The organism is Kiritimatiellales bacterium, assembly GCA_041656295.1.
Lineage (GTDB): Bacteria > Verrucomicrobiota > Kiritimatiellia > Kiritimatiellales > Tichowtungiaceae > Tichowtungia.
In genome coordinates this window covers 1-17837 of sequence record JBBADV010000006.1, presented here as the reverse complement: position 1 = coordinate 17837, position 17837 = coordinate 1, and the positions used below count along the sequence as shown (strand labels likewise).

15 protein-coding genes and 1 pseudogene are annotated in these 17837 nt (G+C 48.9%); 6 read left to right on the top strand and 10 right to left on the bottom strand.

Features of this window, described 5'->3' with window-relative positions; genetic code table 11:
* Positions 1-210: 210 nt before the first annotated feature.
* Entirely contained in the window at positions 211-369 is a 159-nt protein-coding gene (locus tag WC959_05250; protein ID MFA5688532.1) for a hypothetical protein, read from the bottom strand.
* 30 nt (positions 370-399) lie between these two features.
* Here WC959_05250 and polA point away from each other — a divergent pair, with 30 nt between their 5' ends.
* Complete coding sequence (gene polA / locus WC959_05245) at positions 400-3201, top strand: DNA polymerase I (GenBank protein ID MFA5688531.1); 2802 nt, start codon at positions 400-402, stop codon at positions 3199-3201.
* Between the two features lie 10 nt (positions 3202-3211).
* Positions 3212-4117, top strand: coding sequence for a competence protein CoiA family protein (locus WC959_05240; GenBank protein MFA5688530.1), 906 nt, complete (start codon positions 3212-3214; stop codon positions 4115-4117).
* Between the two features lie 677 nt (positions 4118-4794).
* Here the strand turns inward: WC959_05240 and accC are convergent.
* The 3 genes from accC to ruvC all read right to left on the bottom strand — a co-directional run bounded on the left by accC (position 4795) and on the right by ruvC (position 7466).
* Positions 4795-6165, bottom strand: a complete 1371-nt coding sequence (gene accC / locus WC959_05235) for an acetyl-CoA carboxylase biotin carboxylase subunit (GenBank protein ID MFA5688529.1) — start codon at positions 6163-6165, stop codon at positions 4795-4797.
* A 104-nt stretch (positions 6166-6269) separates the two neighbouring features.
* Complete coding sequence (gene accB / locus WC959_05230) at positions 6270-6737, bottom strand: acetyl-CoA carboxylase biotin carboxyl carrier protein (protein ID MFA5688528.1); 468 nt, start codon at positions 6735-6737, stop codon at positions 6270-6272.
* 222 nt (positions 6738-6959) lie between these two features.
* Positions 6960-7466, bottom strand: a complete 507-nt coding sequence (gene ruvC, locus WC959_05225) for a crossover junction endodeoxyribonuclease RuvC (protein MFA5688527.1) — start codon at positions 7464-7466, stop codon at positions 6960-6962.
* Positions 7467-8211: 745 nt separating this feature from the next.
* Between ruvC and WC959_05220 the strand changes: the two genes are divergently transcribed.
* Positions 8212-8922 (top strand): sugar-binding protein, encoded by a 711-nt coding sequence (locus tag WC959_05220; GenBank protein ID MFA5688526.1) that lies wholly within the window; start codon positions 8212-8214, stop codon positions 8920-8922.
* A gap of 73 nt (positions 8923-8995) precedes the next feature.
* On the opposite strand, the gene WC959_05215 is transcribed toward WC959_05220, so the two are convergent.
* From WC959_05215 to gcvPA, 5 genes are all read right to left on the bottom strand, one after another.
* On the bottom strand, positions 8996-9274 hold the full coding sequence (locus WC959_05215) for a Dabb family protein (GenBank protein MFA5688525.1): 279 nt from the start codon (positions 9272-9274) through the stop codon (positions 8996-8998).
* 2 nt (positions 9275-9276) lie between these two features.
* The gene (locus tag WC959_05210; protein ID MFA5688524.1) at positions 9277-9603 is read right to left on the bottom strand and encodes a type II toxin-antitoxin system RelE/ParE family toxin; all 327 of its coding nucleotides are present in this window, start codon (positions 9601-9603) and stop codon (positions 9277-9279) included.
* Positions 9600-9893: a type II toxin-antitoxin system Phd/YefM family antitoxin gene (locus tag WC959_05205; protein ID MFA5688523.1), complete on the bottom strand. Its 294-nt coding sequence runs from the start codon at positions 9891-9893 to the stop codon at positions 9600-9602. Before WC959_05205 ends, WC959_05210 begins: the two co-directional genes overlap by 4 nt.
* 44 nt (positions 9894-9937) lie before the next feature.
* Entirely contained in the window at positions 9938-11389 is a 1452-nt protein-coding gene (gene gcvPB, locus WC959_05200) for an aminomethyl-transferring glycine dehydrogenase subunit GcvPB (protein ID MFA5688522.1), read from the bottom strand.
* 118 nt (positions 11390-11507) lie between these two features.
* Positions 11508-12848: an aminomethyl-transferring glycine dehydrogenase subunit GcvPA gene (gene gcvPA / locus WC959_05195; GenBank protein MFA5688521.1), complete on the bottom strand. Its 1341-nt coding sequence runs from the start codon at positions 12846-12848 to the stop codon at positions 11508-11510.
* A 97-nt stretch (positions 12849-12945) separates the two neighbouring features.
* On the opposite strand from gcvPA, the gene trpD reads away from it, so the two are divergent.
* Positions 12946-13962, top strand: coding sequence for an anthranilate phosphoribosyltransferase (trpD, locus tag WC959_05190; protein ID MFA5688520.1), 1017 nt, complete (start codon positions 12946-12948; stop codon positions 13960-13962).
* A 265-nt stretch (positions 13963-14227) separates the two neighbouring features.
* Here trpD and WC959_05185 read toward each other — a convergent pair whose 3' ends face one another.
* Positions 14228-15904: an endo-1,3-alpha-glucanase family glycosylhydrolase gene (locus tag WC959_05185; GenBank protein ID MFA5688519.1), complete on the bottom strand. Its 1677-nt coding sequence runs from the start codon at positions 15902-15904 to the stop codon at positions 14228-14230.
* A gap of 495 nt (positions 15905-16399) precedes the next feature.
* Between WC959_05185 and WC959_05180 the strand changes: the two are divergent.
* Positions 16400-17343, top strand: a pseudogene (locus WC959_05180) (DDE-type integrase/transposase/recombinase).
* A 12-nt stretch (positions 17344-17355) separates the two neighbouring features.
* A complete protein-coding gene (locus tag WC959_05175; GenBank protein ID MFA5688518.1) occupies positions 17356-17589 on the top strand; it encodes a helix-turn-helix transcriptional regulator in 234 nt (77 codons plus the stop codon).
* Positions 17590-17837 lie beyond the last annotated feature (248 nt).

Here is a 17837-nt window from a genome sequence, read left to right as displayed (position 1 = left end):
CCGGCGTTCAACTGCAGATGATACAAATGAACATGGATTTTACAGAGAGACATTCGTTTTTAAATCTACATTTTAATCCTTAAACTCCGGCTTCTGTCCCTGTTCTGCTTTGTCATCGGCTTATAAAAACCGGATTGTGCAACATCCTGCATGTTGATTCTGACCTGGAAAGATAGTTGTTCGGGAAGCTTTTTTATAAAAATATGAAATTTATAGTTCAAGGTTCAACGTATTTTTTCCTATACAACGTCCGGCGACGTCCTTATTTGCATAAGCCCGGCAGGAGCCCTCTTCTGCGCGTTTTCCTGTTAAATCCGTTTCCATCCGTTTGAATCCGCGGTTAAAGCGTGTGCCCTTTTCATCTTTCATAACCGGAAGCGCTGCTTTATTCTTTTGCCTATGAGCAAAAAACTTTTTCTTCTCGACGGAATGGCACTGGTGTATCGCGCCTATTTCGTCTTTATCCGCAACCCGATGATTAACTCGAAGGGAAAAAATGTTTCGGCGATTTTCGGTTTTCTGAATACGCTGCTCGAGCTGCTGGAAAAACAGAATCCAACACACATTGCGGTGGCATTTGATGTCTCCGGTCCGACGTTCCGGCATGAAGAATTTCCGGACTACAAAGCGACGCGCGACGAAACGCCGGAGGAAATCCGTTCCGCCGTCCCGGTGATCAAGGAATTCCTCGCGGCATTTAATATCCCGGTGCTCACCGCACAGGGATTTGAAGCGGACGATTTGATCGGCACTCTTGCACGCCGCGCCGAAAAAGAGGGTTACGACACGTTCATGGTGACGCCGGACAAAGATTTCGCACAGCTCGTTGATGAACACACCTTTATTTACAAACCCGGCAAAGGCGGTGCACCGGCGGAAATCCTCGGTGTGCCGGAAATTCTAAACAACTGGGAAATTGAACGCATTGATCAGGTTGCCGATATTCTTGGCCTCGCCGGCGATACCGCTGATAATATTCCCGGCGTGCCGGGCATCGGACAAAAAACAGCACAGAAATTAATTGCACAGTTCGGTACGGTTGAAAATCTGCTCGCCAAAGCCGGCGAGCTGAAAGGCAAACTGAAAGAAAACCTGGAAGCAAATAAAGAGCGCGCCCTGCTCTGCAAACGTCTTGTGACTATTATGACAGACGCGCCGATTGAATTCTCGCCGGACGGACTGGTTCGCGGCGATTACGATGAAGAAAAACTTTCCGCGCTCTTTGCCAAATATGAATTTACTGCATTTGCAAAACGGCTGTTCGGCAAAGCGCCGGCGCCGGCACCGTCCGCCGGTTATGCTCCGCCGCCACCGCACAGCGGACAAGGAGACCTGTTTGATTTTGCGGTGCCGCAGGCGCCGGACGTCCGGGCGGCAGAGACACCGCAGTATAAAACCATTGCCGATACCCGACATGTGTACAAACTGGTTCAAACTCTGGACGAACGCAAAGAACTCGCGGCGCTGCTGGAAAAATCAAAACAGTTCTGTTTTGACACCGAAACCACCGGACTTGATCCGCGTACCGCGCAGCTCATCGGTATTTCGTTTGCCGTCAAACCGCACGAGGCGTTTTATATGACGCTGCCGCCGGATTCCGGCGAATGCAAAAAGGCGCTGGAGCCGTTCGCCGGAATTTTTGCTGACGAAACGATTGAAAAGACCGGGCACAATTTAAAGTTTGATAGCGCGATGCTGCGCACCGCCGGCATTGAACTGCGCGGTCGACTGTTCGACACCATGCTCGCGCACTATCTGCTCGATCCGGAAACGCGGCACGCACTCGACCGGCTCGCGGAAACACATTTGAATTATGCGCCGGTGCCGATTACGGCGCTGATCGGCGAAAAGAAAAGCGGACAGATTCCGATGACGGACGTGCCGCTTGACACACTTTGCGATTATGCCTGCGAAGATGCTGACGTCACACTGCAGCTGCGCTCAATATTTGAACCGCTGCTGGAGAAACATAAACTCGCCGGCGTTTTTAACGCTATCGAATGCCCGCTCGTGCCGGTGCTGGTGGCCATGGAAGCCAGCGGCGTGGCGGTGGATCCCGGTGCGCTGAAAGAGATTTCCGCCAAACTTGCCGGCGAACTCGCCGGCCAGGAAAAGCGCGTCTACGAACTCGCCGGACAAGAGTTTAATCTCAATTCGCCGAAACAGCTCGGTGAAATTCTCTTCGACAAACTGAAGCTGATCGAAAAACCGAAAAAAACCAAAACCGGACAATACGCCACCGGCGAAGAGATTCTCGATCAGCTCGCCACCGATCACGAAATCGCGCGTGTTATTCTTGATTATCGTGCCGCCGCCAAACTGAAAAATACCTACGTCGATGCATTGCCGGAATATATTTCACCGGCGGATCGCCGCATTCATACGTCGTTCAATCAGGCGGTGACAACTACCGGACGTCTGGCATCAAGCGATCCGAATCTGCAGAATATTCCTGTGCGCACCGAGGCGGGACAGGAAATCCGGCGCGCATTCATCGCCAATGCACCGGAGTTTACACTGCTCTCCACCGACTATTCGCAGATTGAACTGCGTGTTATGGCGCATCTTTCCGGGGATGAATTTATGCAGCAGGCCTTCAGTTCCGGCGAAGACATCCACACCGCCACCGCCGCGCGCGTATTTGGCGTCGATTTGAAAGACGTTACCAAAGAACAGCGCCGGCGGGCTAAAATGGTCAATTTCGGCATCATCTACGGCATTTCATCATTCGGTCTCGCACAGCGGCTGCGCATTCCGCGCAAAGAAGCGGCTGAAATTATTGAAAATTATTTTACACAGTATCCGGCAATCAAAGCGTGCATCGACAGTATCATCGCCACCGCACGCGAGAAAGGCTACGTCGAAACCATCGCCGGACGCCGGCGCCGTGTGCGCGATATTAATGCGAAAAACGGCACCGTTCGCGCCGCCGCCGAACGGTACGCCATCAACGCACCGATTCAGGGCTCCGCCGCCGACATGATTAAAATTGCGATGATTCGTATTTACGACCTGCTCAAAACACGCCGCGCCAAAACACGCATGCTGCTGCAGGTGCACGACGAACTCGTCTTCGAACTTCATCAGGACGAACATGAACTCATCGACGAAATCCGCAACCTTATGAGCACCGCCCTGCCCCTGGATGTTCCCGTCGTCGTCGACTGCGGCATCGGCAGAAACTGGCTGGAAGCGCATTGAGGAATAAAAAATGGAACGCGTACAACTTCCATTTGGGATTAAAGCCAATAAATTAACACATATATCTGAGGTTGGTTCCGGGCTAAGTTGCGAATGTTTTTGTCCGGCGTGTGGTACATCTTTAATTGCAAAAAAAGGCGAAATTCAAGCTCATCATTTTGCTCATTATAATGCACCAGAATGTACGTATGCGTTAGAAAGTGCATTACATCTATTTGCAAAAGAAATTATTGCAAAACGAAAAGTATTCACGGTTCCGCCTTTATATGATGATATTCCAGATTATGGGATATGTTTATTATCTAAAGACCAAATAATCAATATTGATAATGTCTACTTAGAACATCGCCTTAAAAGAGTTATTCCTGATTTAATAATTGAAGCCAAGGGTCGGCGGCTTGCTATTGAAATAGCAATCACTCATTTTATTGACGAAGAGAAATTTTACGAAATCGCAAGTCAAGAGTTGTCTACAATTGAAATTGATCTGAGTTCTTTTGATAAAATTTCATTCAAAAAAGAAGATATCGAAAACATAGTTGTCGATGGATTGCAAGGAAAACGTTGGGTTTTCAACGACAAACATCGTTATTTAAGAGAAAAATATATTGAGGAAAGAAAAGCAGAGGAAAGAAAGCGTCAAGAACGGGAATATTTTCTGCAAAATTACAAATTTAAAATAAAAAAACGAAAAAGCCACACGGGCTCGGTATGGCATGTTGATGGGTGTTATTTGAAAAAAAGAAAATATGACACAGACGACCCTTCCCGCCAATATTATGCGAATGTGGATTCGGATTGCCGGAGATGCAAGTACTTTCGAGGATTTCGGAACGAACAAACTTCTATGATCTGCCTGGCTCCCTACTACGGAAAAACAAAACGATTATCTGCATATTTACATTCTGAACAATAAATGCTCACTGCATTTATGATGAGCAGGAATTATTTTGAGGAGATTAACAGGATCGACAGGATTTTCTTTTCTGTTTTTCATCCTGTAAATTTTGTTAATCCTGTCTGAAAATTTTTCACACGAAACGTGACGGGAACGTCGCGTCTACTTTAATTCAAAAAGTGTAGCAAACGCATCCGGTGAAACCGGCTTTCCGCTCTGCATTGTAACGCAGGTGACTTCTGCAGTGAAAATCAGTTTGCCGGTGCAGGGAATTTGCTAAACAAAAATGTTCCGTACCCATCTGTTGAGTCAGAGGCCGTTTGGCATAATAAACACAGCTTTTATGAAATTATTGCAGAGTAGCACGTCCAGCCCTTTCCACGCTTCAACAGAATTTTTTAGACAGGATTCACAGGCAGAATGGAAGGCAAAAGAGGTTGTTCTCCCGCAGCAGCAGTTAAACTGATAAAATCGTAGATGGAAACATAAAGGAACGAACCGGCGGCAAAGAACCGGTGTACGTTGAAATGAACGGCTCCTGATTTACCTTCTCATGGAAAAACTTTTCGTGACCACGAAAATCCACAACATATTTTCAATTGTAGAATACACCAAACACACGGAAACAAATCTGTAATACCTGCCATCAACCCTGTAAATTCCGTCTAAATTATTTTCTCTACTCTGTCATATTTTTATAATTGCCGTTCAGCCTTGAAATTATCATACATGAATTTTTCAAGAAATGCCGTGTTATATTTTCCGGCACGGAATTCCCCGTCGGCCAGCAGTGTAACCCCGACCGGCACGCTCGTGCTTGGACCGGCGATCGTAAATTCCGTCAGCGCGCGGTGCAGCCGGTTGAGTGCTTCATCGCGCGTTGCACCGCGCGCAATAATCTTTGCAATCATGCTGTCGTAATGCGGTGAAATCGTATAGCCACTGTACACATGCGAATCGACGCGAATTCCGGGACCGCCCGGAAAATGTACCGCTTCCACTCTGCCCGGTGACGGAATAAAATTTTTATACGGATTTTCGGCATTCACACGGAACTCGATCGCGTGATTTTTAAACTTCACATCATCTTGTGTAAATGAAAGTTTTCTGCCGCCGGCCACCATAATCTGCTCTTTCACCAAATCGATGCCGGTGACTTCTTCACTGACGGTGTGCTCGACTTGAATCCGCGTATTCATTTCCATGAAATAGAACTTTTTATCCTTTTCATCATACAGAAATTCAAGCGTGCCAACGCTGTTATAACCCACCGCCTTGGCAGCGCGCACGCCGGCTTCGCAGAGCGCCTGCCGCTCTTCCGGCGTCAGTGCCGGACACGGCGACTCTTCGACCAGCTTTTGGTGCCGACGCTGAATACTGCAATCGCGCTCGCCGAGATGCACCACATTGCCAAAATTATCACCGATCACCTGCACTTCAACGTGCCGGGCTGACTCGATATACTTTTCCATAAACACATCCGGATTGCCGAAGTTCGTCTCCGCTTCTGCCCGCGCCATCATAAAACCCTGCACCAGACTGACGTCGTTACGCGCCACGCGCATTCCTTTTCCGCCGCCGCCGGCGACGGCTTTAATCAGCACCGGATACCCCATTTCCTTCGCCAGCGCGAGCGCCTCATCGGATGTCTGCAGAATTCCGTCGCTGCCCGGCGTAATTGGAACACCGGCGGCTTTCATCGTATCGCGTGCAAACGCCTTATCGCCCATGTTGCGGATAATTTCCGGATCCGGACCGATGAATGTAATGTTGCAGCTTTTACAAATTTCGGCGAAATGCGCATTTTCGGCGAGAAACCCATAGCCCGGATGAATCGCATCCACGTCTGCAACTTCGGCGGCGCTAATAATATTCGCCACTTTCAGATAACTCGCCGTTGAAGCGGCGGGACCGATGCAAACCGCTTCGTCCGCCATTTCAACATGCAGCGAATCCCTGTCTGCCGATGAATACACCGCGACCGACCGGATTCCAAGTTCTTTACACGCGCGGATAATACGCAGAGCAATTTCGCCGCGATTTGCAATCAGAATTTTTCCAAACATACCAGACCCTTCGGGTTAAAATTCGCAATCCGAATTCCGAAGCACGAAACAATCTTCGAATATTTTAATTTATTTCGAATTTCGTGCTTTGAATTTCGAATTGTTTAAGCCGGCTCTACGAGGAAAAGCGGCTGACCGAACTGCACCGGTGTGGCGTTATCGATCAGAATTTTCTTAATCCTGCCCTTTACGTCCGCCTGAATTTCATTCATCACCTTCATCGCTTCAATAATGCAAACTACACTCGTTTCAGAAATATCGGCACCGACTTCCACAAATGGCGGCGCATCCGGCGACGGTGCACGGTAGAATGTGCCAACCATCGGTGATGGAATTTCAATTAAACCGTCATCGGCGGCCGGTGCAGCGTCCGGTGCGACAACAGACGCCGGTGTGCCGGCAGGAACAGCCGCCGGAGCTGCGGCAGGCATTGATACAATCTGCGGCGCGGCGGCTACCACAGTGGCACCGCGTTTCATCTGTAATGTGCTGTTGTCGTCTTCGAAAATAAATTCTGAGAGATCATGATCGGTCATTATCTGAGCGATTTTTTTAATTTCTTTGAAATCCATCACCATCCTCCTTTTCTACTTATCCGGCAATTTTCTGTTTTTATGCAAAATTATTAAAAGCAAATTATTTTTAACCACTGATTCACACTAATCGGCACTAATATAATCAGTGGAAATTAGTGAAGGCCAGTAGTTCAAATTTTTTCCTTCCTTCGTTTCCTCTTTGTAAAAAATATTCCCGTCCATTCGTGGTTTTCTAACTGAGATTCGGGGAAATTATCACTAAACCGGCGCCGAACGCAAGGCTTCCGGCAGATTGCGTTGATTGGCATGACACAGCGCCGCTGCCAGCGCATCCGCCGCATCCTCCTGCGGCTCCGACTTCAAATTAAGCAGGCGCATCACCATTTTTGCAACCTGTCCTTTTTGCGCCGTGCCGACACCGGTGATCGACTGCTTAATTGTACGCGGTGAATATTCAAACACCGGCAGCGTCCGCAGCGCGCACGCCGCTAAAACCACGCCGCGCGCCTGACCCAGAATCATTGCGGTCCTGGCATTTTTTGCGAAAAATGCGCCCTCGATCGCCACCTCGTCGGGTTCAAACTCGGTGATGAGTTTATCAATTTCACGGTGGATTGCGGCGAGACAGCCCGTGTGCAGCAGTGCCGGTTTGTTATGAATCCGGCCATATACCAGCGCGCGCACTTCACCACCGGACATTTCAATCACGCCGACACCGGAAGAACGCAGTGATGTATCTACGCCGAGAATGCGGATCGTACTCATACAGATAAAAGCAAAAACCAATTCATAAAAACTGCATCAATTCTGCCGAAAAATACTTTTTTTAGACCTGAAAGTGCAACCTTTCTGTTGCCAAACACCGTTTTTATTTTTCAGCGAAATAATTTTGCAGCAGCGTATCTCTGCCGCCGGACAGAGGCGGGATGCACTTCCATTAATCTGTAATGCGTAATCCCCGTTTTACATATTATCCGTTATGCATTATTTCAAATCCATCATCACGTCTGAAGTTTCCGGCGGCTTGCGCGGTTAAAACTTTTACCGGCCACAACTGTTATTCACAAGGTATGTATTTAACTGCAAAATAAAATTCTGTTAATAACGATCCGTGATTGGACAAGCCGGATCATATACTTTCACTGCGAAAAGTGATTACAGAAACCTTGATTTAATAATAAAACCCAATCCGTTGCATACACATTTTATTATCGGGCAAAATCGAATGCCGGCTTTCTATATTTTTCTTTTTATGCCGCTGTTATATTTTATCAAGGTCTGTTCACTCCAGATGAAGCAGAACCATTACTTGAGAAATTTGTAAACGAAACCGTTTTCTCTGATGAACTTTTACACCGCTTGCCGAGATAAAAATATCTGTCGCAGTGCATGCAGGATCTAAGCAGAATCAAATAATTTGCGCGTCTTCGGCAAAAAATATCTTGTTTTCCAGACAGAATGTTTATATCCGCCTGCTCGACATCTTTAAAAGACCGGCTATGATTCCGGTATGAAAACACTGTTTGTCACCCTGCTCTTTTCCGCACATACGTATGTATATGGTTCTCAGCAATACGGCGAACCGGAGGAGATTCCGGAAGCCGGCCACATCCGTATTGACGGAAAATTGAGCGAGTGGCGCAATATTGACTGGACACCGCTGCCGGAAATTATTGACGGCAATCCGGCAATTACCAAGGCCGAGTGGGCAATCCGCTGGAACGATGATCCGGCGCTTTTCATCGCCGTGCGCTACGTCGATCCCGAATTCGTTTTAAAAAACGGGTATGCCGGAACCCATGCTCAGGACTGCGTCGAAATTTTTGTGCGCGCTGACACCGGCAGTTCGCCGGAAAAATATGCAGCCACTCAATCAAGCGCTCAGAATTATATTTTCGGCCTTGCTCCGGATAAAAAAACCGTTTGGAAAAAACTGGCCGGCGCCGACCGCTTTCCGCAACACAATCCGGCAACCGCTGCCATTACTGTTGACGGCGACACAATAAATTACGAAATCATGGTGCCGCTTTACGACCGGTTTGATAGTCAAAACCGGCGACGCGTCAGTAAAAGCGAACCGGTTGTTGAGATGGAAATCGGCGTCGATATTTTAATTATCGACGCCGGAACAAACGGCTATCGCGGTACCGTCGCCGAAAATCTGATGGATGACAAACGCAACAACGCCGGTCACATCGCTGTTCACACACTGGCGGAATAAAAGTACAGAACAGGAATCAACCATGCCGGCAGTAGAGCAGCAGTAATTCGCCAATAAAACTGAGTTGAACGAATCAGGTTTCGTAATCTGAAACACATCGTGCTGCCGCAAGTTCTTGAATCAGTGCGCCGGCAGTTTTATGGGCCGGATGTTCCTGATATCCGGCGAGCGCATCAAACGAATCAAGTTCGGAATAAAGCGACATCGTTCCGTTTCCGGCGTCAATTCCGACCTCCAGTGTATGCAGTCCCGGTATCATTCCGACCAATGCTTCCAACCGGTTTTTTGCTTCCAGTTTTTTCTCCGGCACTGCCTCCGGCTTCATCGTCCAAAGTACAATGTGCTTAACCATTTTCAGCTCCTTATCATTCGTTCCTGAATTAATTCTCTAATATTCCGGCGGCAATCAAGGACTGCGACAATAGAAAGTTTATTTGGAAATATTTCATAAAAAATCCGATATGGTTTATATCGGAACTCTCTGTATGTTGCCTGCTGAACACCATTATCAAATTCCGGCGGAATATGACCACTGTTTGGGAATTGAGTGAGTTTAAGCATTTGGGTTTCCAAACCGGAAATAATCGCATCTGCTCGTTGCGAATGATCTTTTGCAATATATTCGTAAATGGATTTCAGATCGGATTCTGCATTGCTTGTAACATGAAGTGCTAAACTCATAAGTTGCAATCAGGATACTTTCTTTTAACTTCTTTGCGTAAGCGTGCAAAAACTTTATCTGCCGGCGCAGTTCGTCCAGCAGCAATATCCTCTTCACCCTGCCGAAAAATTTCGAGCAGTGCAGCACGTTCCTGTTCGCGTTCGTATTCTTTCAAATCCTGAATAATAACTTTTGCATAGCCATTTTGCGTAACAATTACAGGATTTCCGCCGGCGCAAACCTGATTAATAATTTCAGCAGCGTTTGCTTTGAAATGACTGATCGGCATAATGGATTCGCTGAGTTTCATGACCTTCTCCGGTTTTTATTCGGTCTTAATTTAGACCATCCGGATCAGTCTGTAAACACCAGTTCCATATTTTTTGCGGCAGCAACTTCATCGAGGCGGCTGACGGGCGTAGTGACCGGCGCGCGATGTAAGGCTTCGGGATCAGTTTTGGCCTGTTCGGCGATTTCAATCATTGCGCGGCAAAACTCATCCAGTGTTTCGCGCGTTTCGGTTTCCGTCGGTTCAATCATGATCGCGTCCGGAATGATTAGCGGGAAATACACCGTCGGCGCATGGAATCCGCGGTCGATCAGCGCTTTCGCCAGGTCGAGCGTGCGAATTCCGTTGGCGAGTGCTTTTCCGCTGAATACACATTCGTGCATGCAGCGTCCCTCAGTCGCTGCCGGAAAACAGGGGCGCAGCTTTTCCTGAATATAATTTGCATTCAGCACAGCGCGATCGCTCGTGGCGCGCAACCCGTCGCGGCCGAGCATCAGCAAATATGCATAGGCTTTCACCAGCACCGCAAAATTGCCGTAAAACGGTGCGATGTAGCCGATGCTTTTTGGATGGTCATAATCCAGAGCAAATGTCTCGGCGGCAGTTTTCACCACGCGCGACACCGGCAGAAACGGACGCAGCTTTTCACAGACGCCGACCGGACCGGAGCCCGGTCCGCCGCCGCCGTGCGGCGTTGAAAATGATTTATGCAGATTTAAATGGCATAAATCAAAGCCGAGTTCACCGGGCTTAATACGCCCCATGATCGCATTAAAATTTGCCCCGTCGTAATACATCAAACCGTCCACCGCATGAACGGCTTCAATAATTTCTTTTACGCGCGGATTAAATACGCCGATCGTGCTCGGCAGTGTCAGCATCACACCGGCAGTTTCCTCATTGAGCGCAACTTTAAATTTTTCCAGATCCATATCGCCGCTGGCATCGGACGGGATTGAAACCACATCATAACCGCCAAGTGCGGCGCTGGCCGGATTTGTACCGTGCGCTGAATCCGGAATAATGATGTGCGTTTTTTTATTTCTGCGGTCGCGATGATATGCCGCCATGATCATCACCGCCGTTAATTCACCGTGCGATCCGGCCAGCGGCTGCAATGTAAACTCGGCGAGTCCATTTATTTCCGACAGCGTGCGCTCGAGTGAATAGAGAATTTCGAGCGATCCCTGCGTCAGCGAACCGCCGCCGGCAAGCTGCGGCAGCAGCGGATGCATTCCGCTGAATTCCGGCAGCGCCGCCGCCGCTTCGCACGCGCGCGGATTATATTTCATGGTACACGAACCGAGCGGATAAAAATGGGTATCCACTGAAAAATTCTGCTGGGACAGGCGTGTAAAATGGCGCACCGCTTCGCTCTCTGAAACTTCCGGCAGTTCCGCCGGCACTGCGCGCAATAAATTTTTCGGAATAACATGACCCTTTGAGAGCCGGTCTGCCGGCATTCTCACTCCGCTCCGCCCTTTCGCACTCAACTCGTAAATTAACGCAGAGTTCACAGTTCTCAGTTCACAGTTCTCAGTTTTCAATTTTGAATTCATAACTTCCAATCTTCGATATCTTCAAAACGCTCAATTTTTCATTTATTATTTCCAACTCTGAACCGTGAACTCTGAACTACAAAACTGTTTCCAGTTTTGCGGCGAGCAGATCAATTTCCTGCTGCGTATGTTTTTCGGTGAAAGCGCAAAGCAGAACATTATCCAATTCAGCATAATAGCGTCCGACAGGAAATCCGGCAGCAATACCCTCTTTAATTAATTCGCCGACGACATCACCGGAATTTTTGGGCAGCCTGATTGCAAACTCATTAAAAAACGGGCGGTCAAACAGCAATTCAACACCGGAGATCCTTTTCAGTTGCGACCACGCATACGCAGCACGGTCGGCGCACTGCTGCGCGACACTTACAAAACCGGTTTTGCCGAGCAGCGAAAGATAAATAATTGCGCGCAGCGCGCAGTGCTGCGCATTGGTGCAAATGTTCGACGCCGCTTTTTCGCGCCGGATATGCTGTTCGCGCGCCTGCAGCGTTAAAACAAATCCGCGCCGGCCTTTAGCGTCGTTGGTGATGCCGACGATGCGTCCCGGCAGATTGCGGACATATTTTTTCTTTGTCGCCATAAACCCGAGATACGGCCCGCCGAACGAAAGCGGAAGTCCGAGGCTTTGCCCGTCGCCGGTCACAATATCTGCATCCATTTCACCGGGCGTCTTTAAGATTCCAAGCGAAACCGGATAGGTTGATAGAACAGCGAGTGCACCGGCACGATGCGCCTGCTCAATCAATCCGGAGAGATCGTCAATGCAGCCGAAAAAGTTTGGATTCTGTAAAAGCACCGCGCCGGTTTTTTCGTTCAGATTTTTTGCAAATGCATCGCGGTCGGCAATTCCGCCGGCAAGTGAAATTTCGCGGTATTCAACATTCAGGTTGCGCGTATAACTTTGCAGCATCATCCGGTAAACAGGATTCACGCCTTCATCAACGAGTACGCGATTCCGTTTTGTAATGCGCAGCGCCATCATCATACCTTCAAACAGCGCGGAGCCGCCGTCGTAAAGCGACGCGTTGGAAACCTCCATTCCAGTGAGTCGCGCGATCGCAGTTTGATATTCAAACGCCGCCTGCAATGTACCCTGCGCCGCTTCCGGCTGATACGGCGTATATGCCGTAAAGAACTCGCCGCGTGCGGCAAGCGAGTCGATCGCCGCCGGAATAAAATGGTCATAAAAACCGGCGCCGCAGAAATTAAGAACGGCACCGGAATTTTTGCGCGCCACAGTGCGCATCTGCCGCATCATTTCCAGCTCGGAAAGTCCGGCCGGCAGATTAAAACAGCCGGTTTGAAACTCCGGCGGAATATGCGCAAACAGATCATCGAAATTTTCGGCTCCGATGGCGGCAAGCATTGCATTTTCGTCATCCGGACTCGTGCAGGCAAACGGCTGAATTGACATGATGATAAGGCCTTTTCTGATTCTGACTCAAAATAACTTGGACAGAGTAAGGCGGTGTGCCGTACAGTGTCAATCATGCAAATTTTATAGGGAAATAATGATAAAAAAAGCGATTCAAACTCTGATTCACGGCGGCACGCTGGAGCGGGAAGATGCCTATCACGCGATTATGAATGTGATGACCGGTGAAGCAACGCAGGCGCAGATCGGCGGCTTTATTACGGCACTCCGGATGCACGGTGAAACGCCGGAAATTATTGCCGGTGCGGCGCAGGCCATGCGTGAAACATCCATCAAAGTTAAATGCGACGATCCAGACGCGGTCGATATTGTCGGTACCGGCGGCGACGGAGCCAAAACATTTAACATTTCAACCGCTGCGGCATTTGTCACCGCCGGCGCCGGGATCACCGTTGCCAAACATGGCAGCTACGGCGTTTCGAGCCAGTGCGGTTCCGCAAACGTTTTGGCGGCGCTCGGTATCAACCTCGACTATTCCCCGGAACAGGTCGAGCGCTGTCTGAATGAAACAGGCATTGCATTTCTCTTTGCACAGACATTTCATCCGGCGATGAAAAACGCCGCCGGTCCGCGCAAAGAGCTCGGCTTCTGGAGCCTCTTTAATATTCTCGGCCCGCTTTGCAATCCCGCTGATATAAAAAAAGGCGTGATCGGGGTGTTTCGCCCGGAACTCGTTCCGATTATGACCGACGCGGCAGCGCAACTCGGTATGACCTATTTATTTGTGGTTCACGGTCACGACGGACTCGATGAAATTACAACCACAACCACCACATCCATGATGGAAATACGGCGCGGAAAACTTGAATCCTACGAGGTGCATCCCGCCGGGTTTGGAATTCCCACTGCGGAAAAAGAAGATATCACCGGCGGCGATCCGCTCGAAAATGCCGGCATTATCCGGCGCCTGCTGAGCGGCGAAGAACACGGACCGAAACGCGATATTCTGCTGCTCAACGCTGCATTCGCCATCATGGCCGGCGGGAAAACCGGCGCGCCGCCGGAAGCGATGGCGCTTGCCGCCGAATCCATCGACTCCGGCGCCGCACTCAAAAAACTTGACCTGCTCATTGAGCGCTCCCGAAAAGGATAACGGGCATAAAAATATCGTTCTGTATAGCTATGGTATTTTACACCCTTGTCAGTTAACGATTGAAGATATTCCAGCGTTTTAGCTGTTCCTTCGCGAGACAGGCGGTCAGGCAACCAAAAACAGCAGCGGGTCATACTTTTTCTAATGCGCTATCTTTAAAACGTCCTTTAAATTTTACGCCTTCTGCAGGTCGGCCACATCTTAAACACTGTGCCGTCCGCCACACCGGAACAATTCCAGTCACACAGAATTTCTGCAAAAACTGTCAGGGCCGCTGCACTTTTTTGTCCGGTTGACATAATTCAAACCAGTCCGCAATTCCATTCTCATTGATATCCGCCCAGCGTCCGTCATGCGGATCAAGATCATATCCGGCGTACTCTCTAAAGAGCGTATGACATTCGGATGACCAGATATACGGCACTTTATCTGTCCGGTAAGGAATGCCGTCAAAAATTTCATATAATCCCTCGACCTGTGCCACCGGTTCATTACTCCGGAGCAATGAGGCGGCCTGTTTACCGGGAACTGCATCGAATTCATGGAACGATAAGCCGGCACTGACACTGCGGGTTTCATTGCCGAAAACTAACGTGCTGTCTTCTTTAGCAAAGACCGCGACATGAACAAAATCGCGCAGCGGCTGATAGCATTGCAGAACGGTATGAAAATCCGTTGCGACCGGATTTCCAAGATACGGCGGATAATGCAGAATCACAACATCCTTTTCAACCGCCGGTTCTTCACCGGTTTTAAACCGTTTCAGATAATGATCAAGGATCAGCAGCTTGCCGAATCCCTGCCGGAACGTCGGCGCGAGCTGGGAATTTTCCTGATAGTCGTTCCAGATGATCACTTTTATCACCGGATTATTCGCGCGGCGTGTGTTTTCAAATGTTTTAATTAAATTATACCAGCCGTCAAACGCGATTCTTTTGTTCCAGACCCGGTGCCAGCCATGCCAGACGGGGATTACAGAGAGTTTCCCGAATTTATTATTACTGTCGATGGCATCATTGTAAACGGCTTGTGTCCGTTCCGGATCATCCAGTACTCCGAAAAATTTTATTCCCAGGAACGGCTCCGCCCACAGATCAAAATATTGTCTCCGCTGTTCCTGAGTCAGTTTCGCCACACCTGTAATTGCACCTGTTTCCAGTTGGGGAACGAAACTCCATGCCGGCGGCATATCAGCAAACACCACAAAATTTGTATCATACCGCTCGCCCAGTTTCGCGAGGATTTCCTGCCAGTTTGCAACAACCTGCCGTTGGTCTTGAAAAAACCGGTCGGTATGAGCAGGAATATCATCCGCATTCATCGACGGATCAAGGATGTTCGCCCGGTAGGTATCGATGACCACATTGCCTTTTTCATCGCGCAGCAGATTGGGTGTATCCAGATAGTGGTCAAACAAGTCCTCCATTCCTTCTTCACGGACCCTTTTAGGCGGCAGTATGCCGTTGGGGTATGCCTGATCCATCTGAAACAGAACTTTTAAGTCTGGCCTTTCTTTAAGCGCTTCAATGATCGGTTTATAGACAGCGATCAATCCGTGCGGCTGTTCTTTCGGATCCGGCCATTTGTTTACGCCCATGCCATAATTGAGACAGATCGCATCAATACCGAAACGCTTCATCAAAGCAAAATCAAACAGCATGGCGTCTTTTGCGGTGGCTCCCCACGGCAGAGTTTCTCCCGTTTTCCATGCACCGGCGGAAAACATGGGGATGTCACGCAGCGTTGCCCGCACTTCTTCTACTGCGCTGCCGGTATGATACGGATTGCATAGCACATTATAACTCTGGGACAGTTTCTGTCCGGACATATAATCAACCAGAACCATTCCGCGCAGCGGATTTTCTTTTGCAGCACCGGGCACAGTGCACAGAAACGCCGCACATATATTTAAAGAAAAAAACAGATAGTGTTTTGCCTGCATGGTGAATAACTCCTTTTGACGGGGAAGTAATATCCCGTTGATAACTTTACAACCAGCCTTTTACGATTTTATTTATGTTAACCGGTTTACACAACACTTTTCAAGCAACAATTCAGTTGCTGGAAAGTGTGAAAATCGGGCTGACATGTATGATTGATTCAAACCGCGGATCACCCGGATTTAGACGGAGGAGGAAAAACCACGAATAGACACGCATAAGAAACCGCAGATAATCCGATATAAACGGATTTTTTTGGAAAAGAGTTAACCACGATTCGAGACGAAGTGAAGAACGGCTTAACGAATGTTAAGCAACAAAACGGCAATTACACAAACCGCACGAAAAGGGGCAAAGAAAATTGGAGGGCTGCGGGCCTCCGCAACCATGGGCGGCGAGCCGCCGTCCTCCATTTCCGGCCTGTGACTTTCAGACTTTAGCTGTTTAGTCCCACAGTGTGCTGGAGTGATGTATAACCAGCTCCGGAGGGATAAATTATGGGACAGATATTACACGGATGCGCCCGTACGACCGAGGCGGTGCGTCGAATGATACAACATCGTCAAGAGAGCCTGAGTGTTCTAGCGCGCCGGCACGGTATTAACCCGAAAACCGTAGTGAAACGGCGACAGCGCACAACAGTACAGGATGCCCCGATGGGACCCAAACAACCCCGGTCAACGGTGCTGAGCAAGGAGGAAGAAGCCGCTTGCGTCGCTTTTCGGCAGCATACGCTGCTTCTTCTCGATGATTGTCTTTACAGCCTGCAGACCGCCATACCTCATTTAACACGCTCCTCTCTGCATCGTTGCTGCCAACGTCATGGGATTAGCCGGCTGCCGGATACCAAAGATCCTCGGAGCAAACGGAAATTCAAAACCTGTCCGATCGGGTTTTTCCATATCGACATCGCTGAGGTCCGCACGGAAGAAGGCAGGTTATATATGTTTGCTGCCATTGACCGTACGTCAAAATTTACTTTTGTTCAGCTTCACGAAAAGGCAGCCCGGCGAATTGCCGCCGACTTTCTTCAAGAGCTCATCCGGGCCGTTCCTTATACTGTCCACACCGTATTAACGGATAACGGAACCCGGTTTACCTCGCCGGGTAACCGACGATCCGCGACAGCGGATATCAAGCAGGCCATGGATTGCGGGAGTCTTTTTACACGCACATGCCTTTGGAACCGGCTTGCGCCCGAAACAATGTTGAGCGGATGAACCGGACGTTGAAAGAGGCAACGGTGAAGCGTTATCACTATGGAACCCATGATCAGCTGAAAGAACACATACAGACCTTTTTGATGGCCTATCACTTTGCCAAACAGCTCAAAACATTACATGGCCTCACGCCATACGAATATATCTGCAACATCTGGACTTCTGCTCCGGATCGGTTTAAGTTTGATCCGTTCCACCACACTGTGGGACTAAACAGCTAGTCTGGTGTCAATATGAAACGCGAGGGAACTTTAAAAGCCCGTAAGCAACTTGGTGAAGCTATACGGGAATACCGAAAAGCGCGGGGATGGAGCCAAGAAAAACTGGCGGAACAGGCGGATGTTCATCACAATTTTATCGGTTATGTCGAACGCGCTGAGCGCAATCTGACGATTGGCAGTCTTCTCAATATTGCAAACGCTCTGAAAATTTCATTGGCGGAGTTATTCAAAACAGCCGGAATTTAGATGCGTCAAAATTCACCGCAGATCACACGGATACAAACGGATAATTTTAATGGGGACGTTGGCCTCAAAGTCCGTGGCCGCCGGGCCGGCGACTCTCCGGTTTTTTCCTCATAATCCTTTGTTTCCTTTTGTAAAAATCATTCTAGAGCATTTAACGATTGAAATATCGTTAATATTGTTTTAGTGTTCTGTTCATGGGAATCGCAACAGAACAGACACGTAAACGCGCCATTACGGCGTACCTGAAG

Coding starts and splice junctions, on each gene's coding strand:
- WC959_05250 (MFA5688532.1), bottom strand. CDS start 369: ATGAAAGATGAAAAGGGCACACGCTTTAACCGCGGATTCAAACGGATG.
- polA (MFA5688531.1), top strand. CDS start 400: ATGAGCAAAAAACTTTTTCTTCTCGACGGAATGGCACTGGTGTATCGC.
- WC959_05240 (MFA5688530.1), top strand. CDS start 3,212: ATGGAACGCGTACAACTTCCATTTGGGATTAAAGCCAATAAATTAACA.
- accC (MFA5688529.1), bottom strand. CDS start 6,165: ATGTTTGGAAAAATTCTGATTGCAAATCGCGGCGAAATTGCTCTGCGT.
- accB (MFA5688528.1), bottom strand. CDS start 6,737: ATGGATTTCAAAGAAATTAAAAAAATCGCTCAGATAATGACCGATCAT.
- ruvC (MFA5688527.1), bottom strand. CDS start 7,466: ATGAGTACGATCCGCATTCTCGGCGTAGATACATCACTGCGTTCTTCC.
- WC959_05220 (MFA5688526.1), top strand. CDS start 8,212: ATGAAAACACTGTTTGTCACCCTGCTCTTTTCCGCACATACGTATGTA.
- WC959_05215 (MFA5688525.1), bottom strand. CDS start 9,274: ATGGTTAAGCACATTGTACTTTGGACGATGAAGCCGGAGGCAGTGCCG.
- WC959_05210 (MFA5688524.1), bottom strand. CDS start 9,603: ATGAGTTTAGCACTTCATGTTACAAGCAATGCAGAATCCGATCTGAAA.
- WC959_05205 (MFA5688523.1), bottom strand. CDS start 9,893: ATGAAACTCAGCGAATCCATTATGCCGATCAGTCATTTCAAAGCAAAC.
- gcvPA (MFA5688521.1), bottom strand. CDS start 12,848: ATGTCAATTCAGCCGTTTGCCTGCACGAGTCCGGATGACGAAAATGCA.
- trpD (MFA5688520.1), top strand. CDS start 12,946: ATGATAAAAAAAGCGATTCAAACTCTGATTCACGGCGGCACGCTGGAG.
- WC959_05185 (MFA5688519.1), bottom strand. CDS start 15,904: ATGCAGGCAAAACACTATCTGTTTTTTTCTTTAAATATATGTGCGGCG.
- WC959_05175 (MFA5688518.1), top strand. CDS start 17,356: ATGAAACGCGAGGGAACTTTAAAAGCCCGTAAGCAACTTGGTGAAGCT.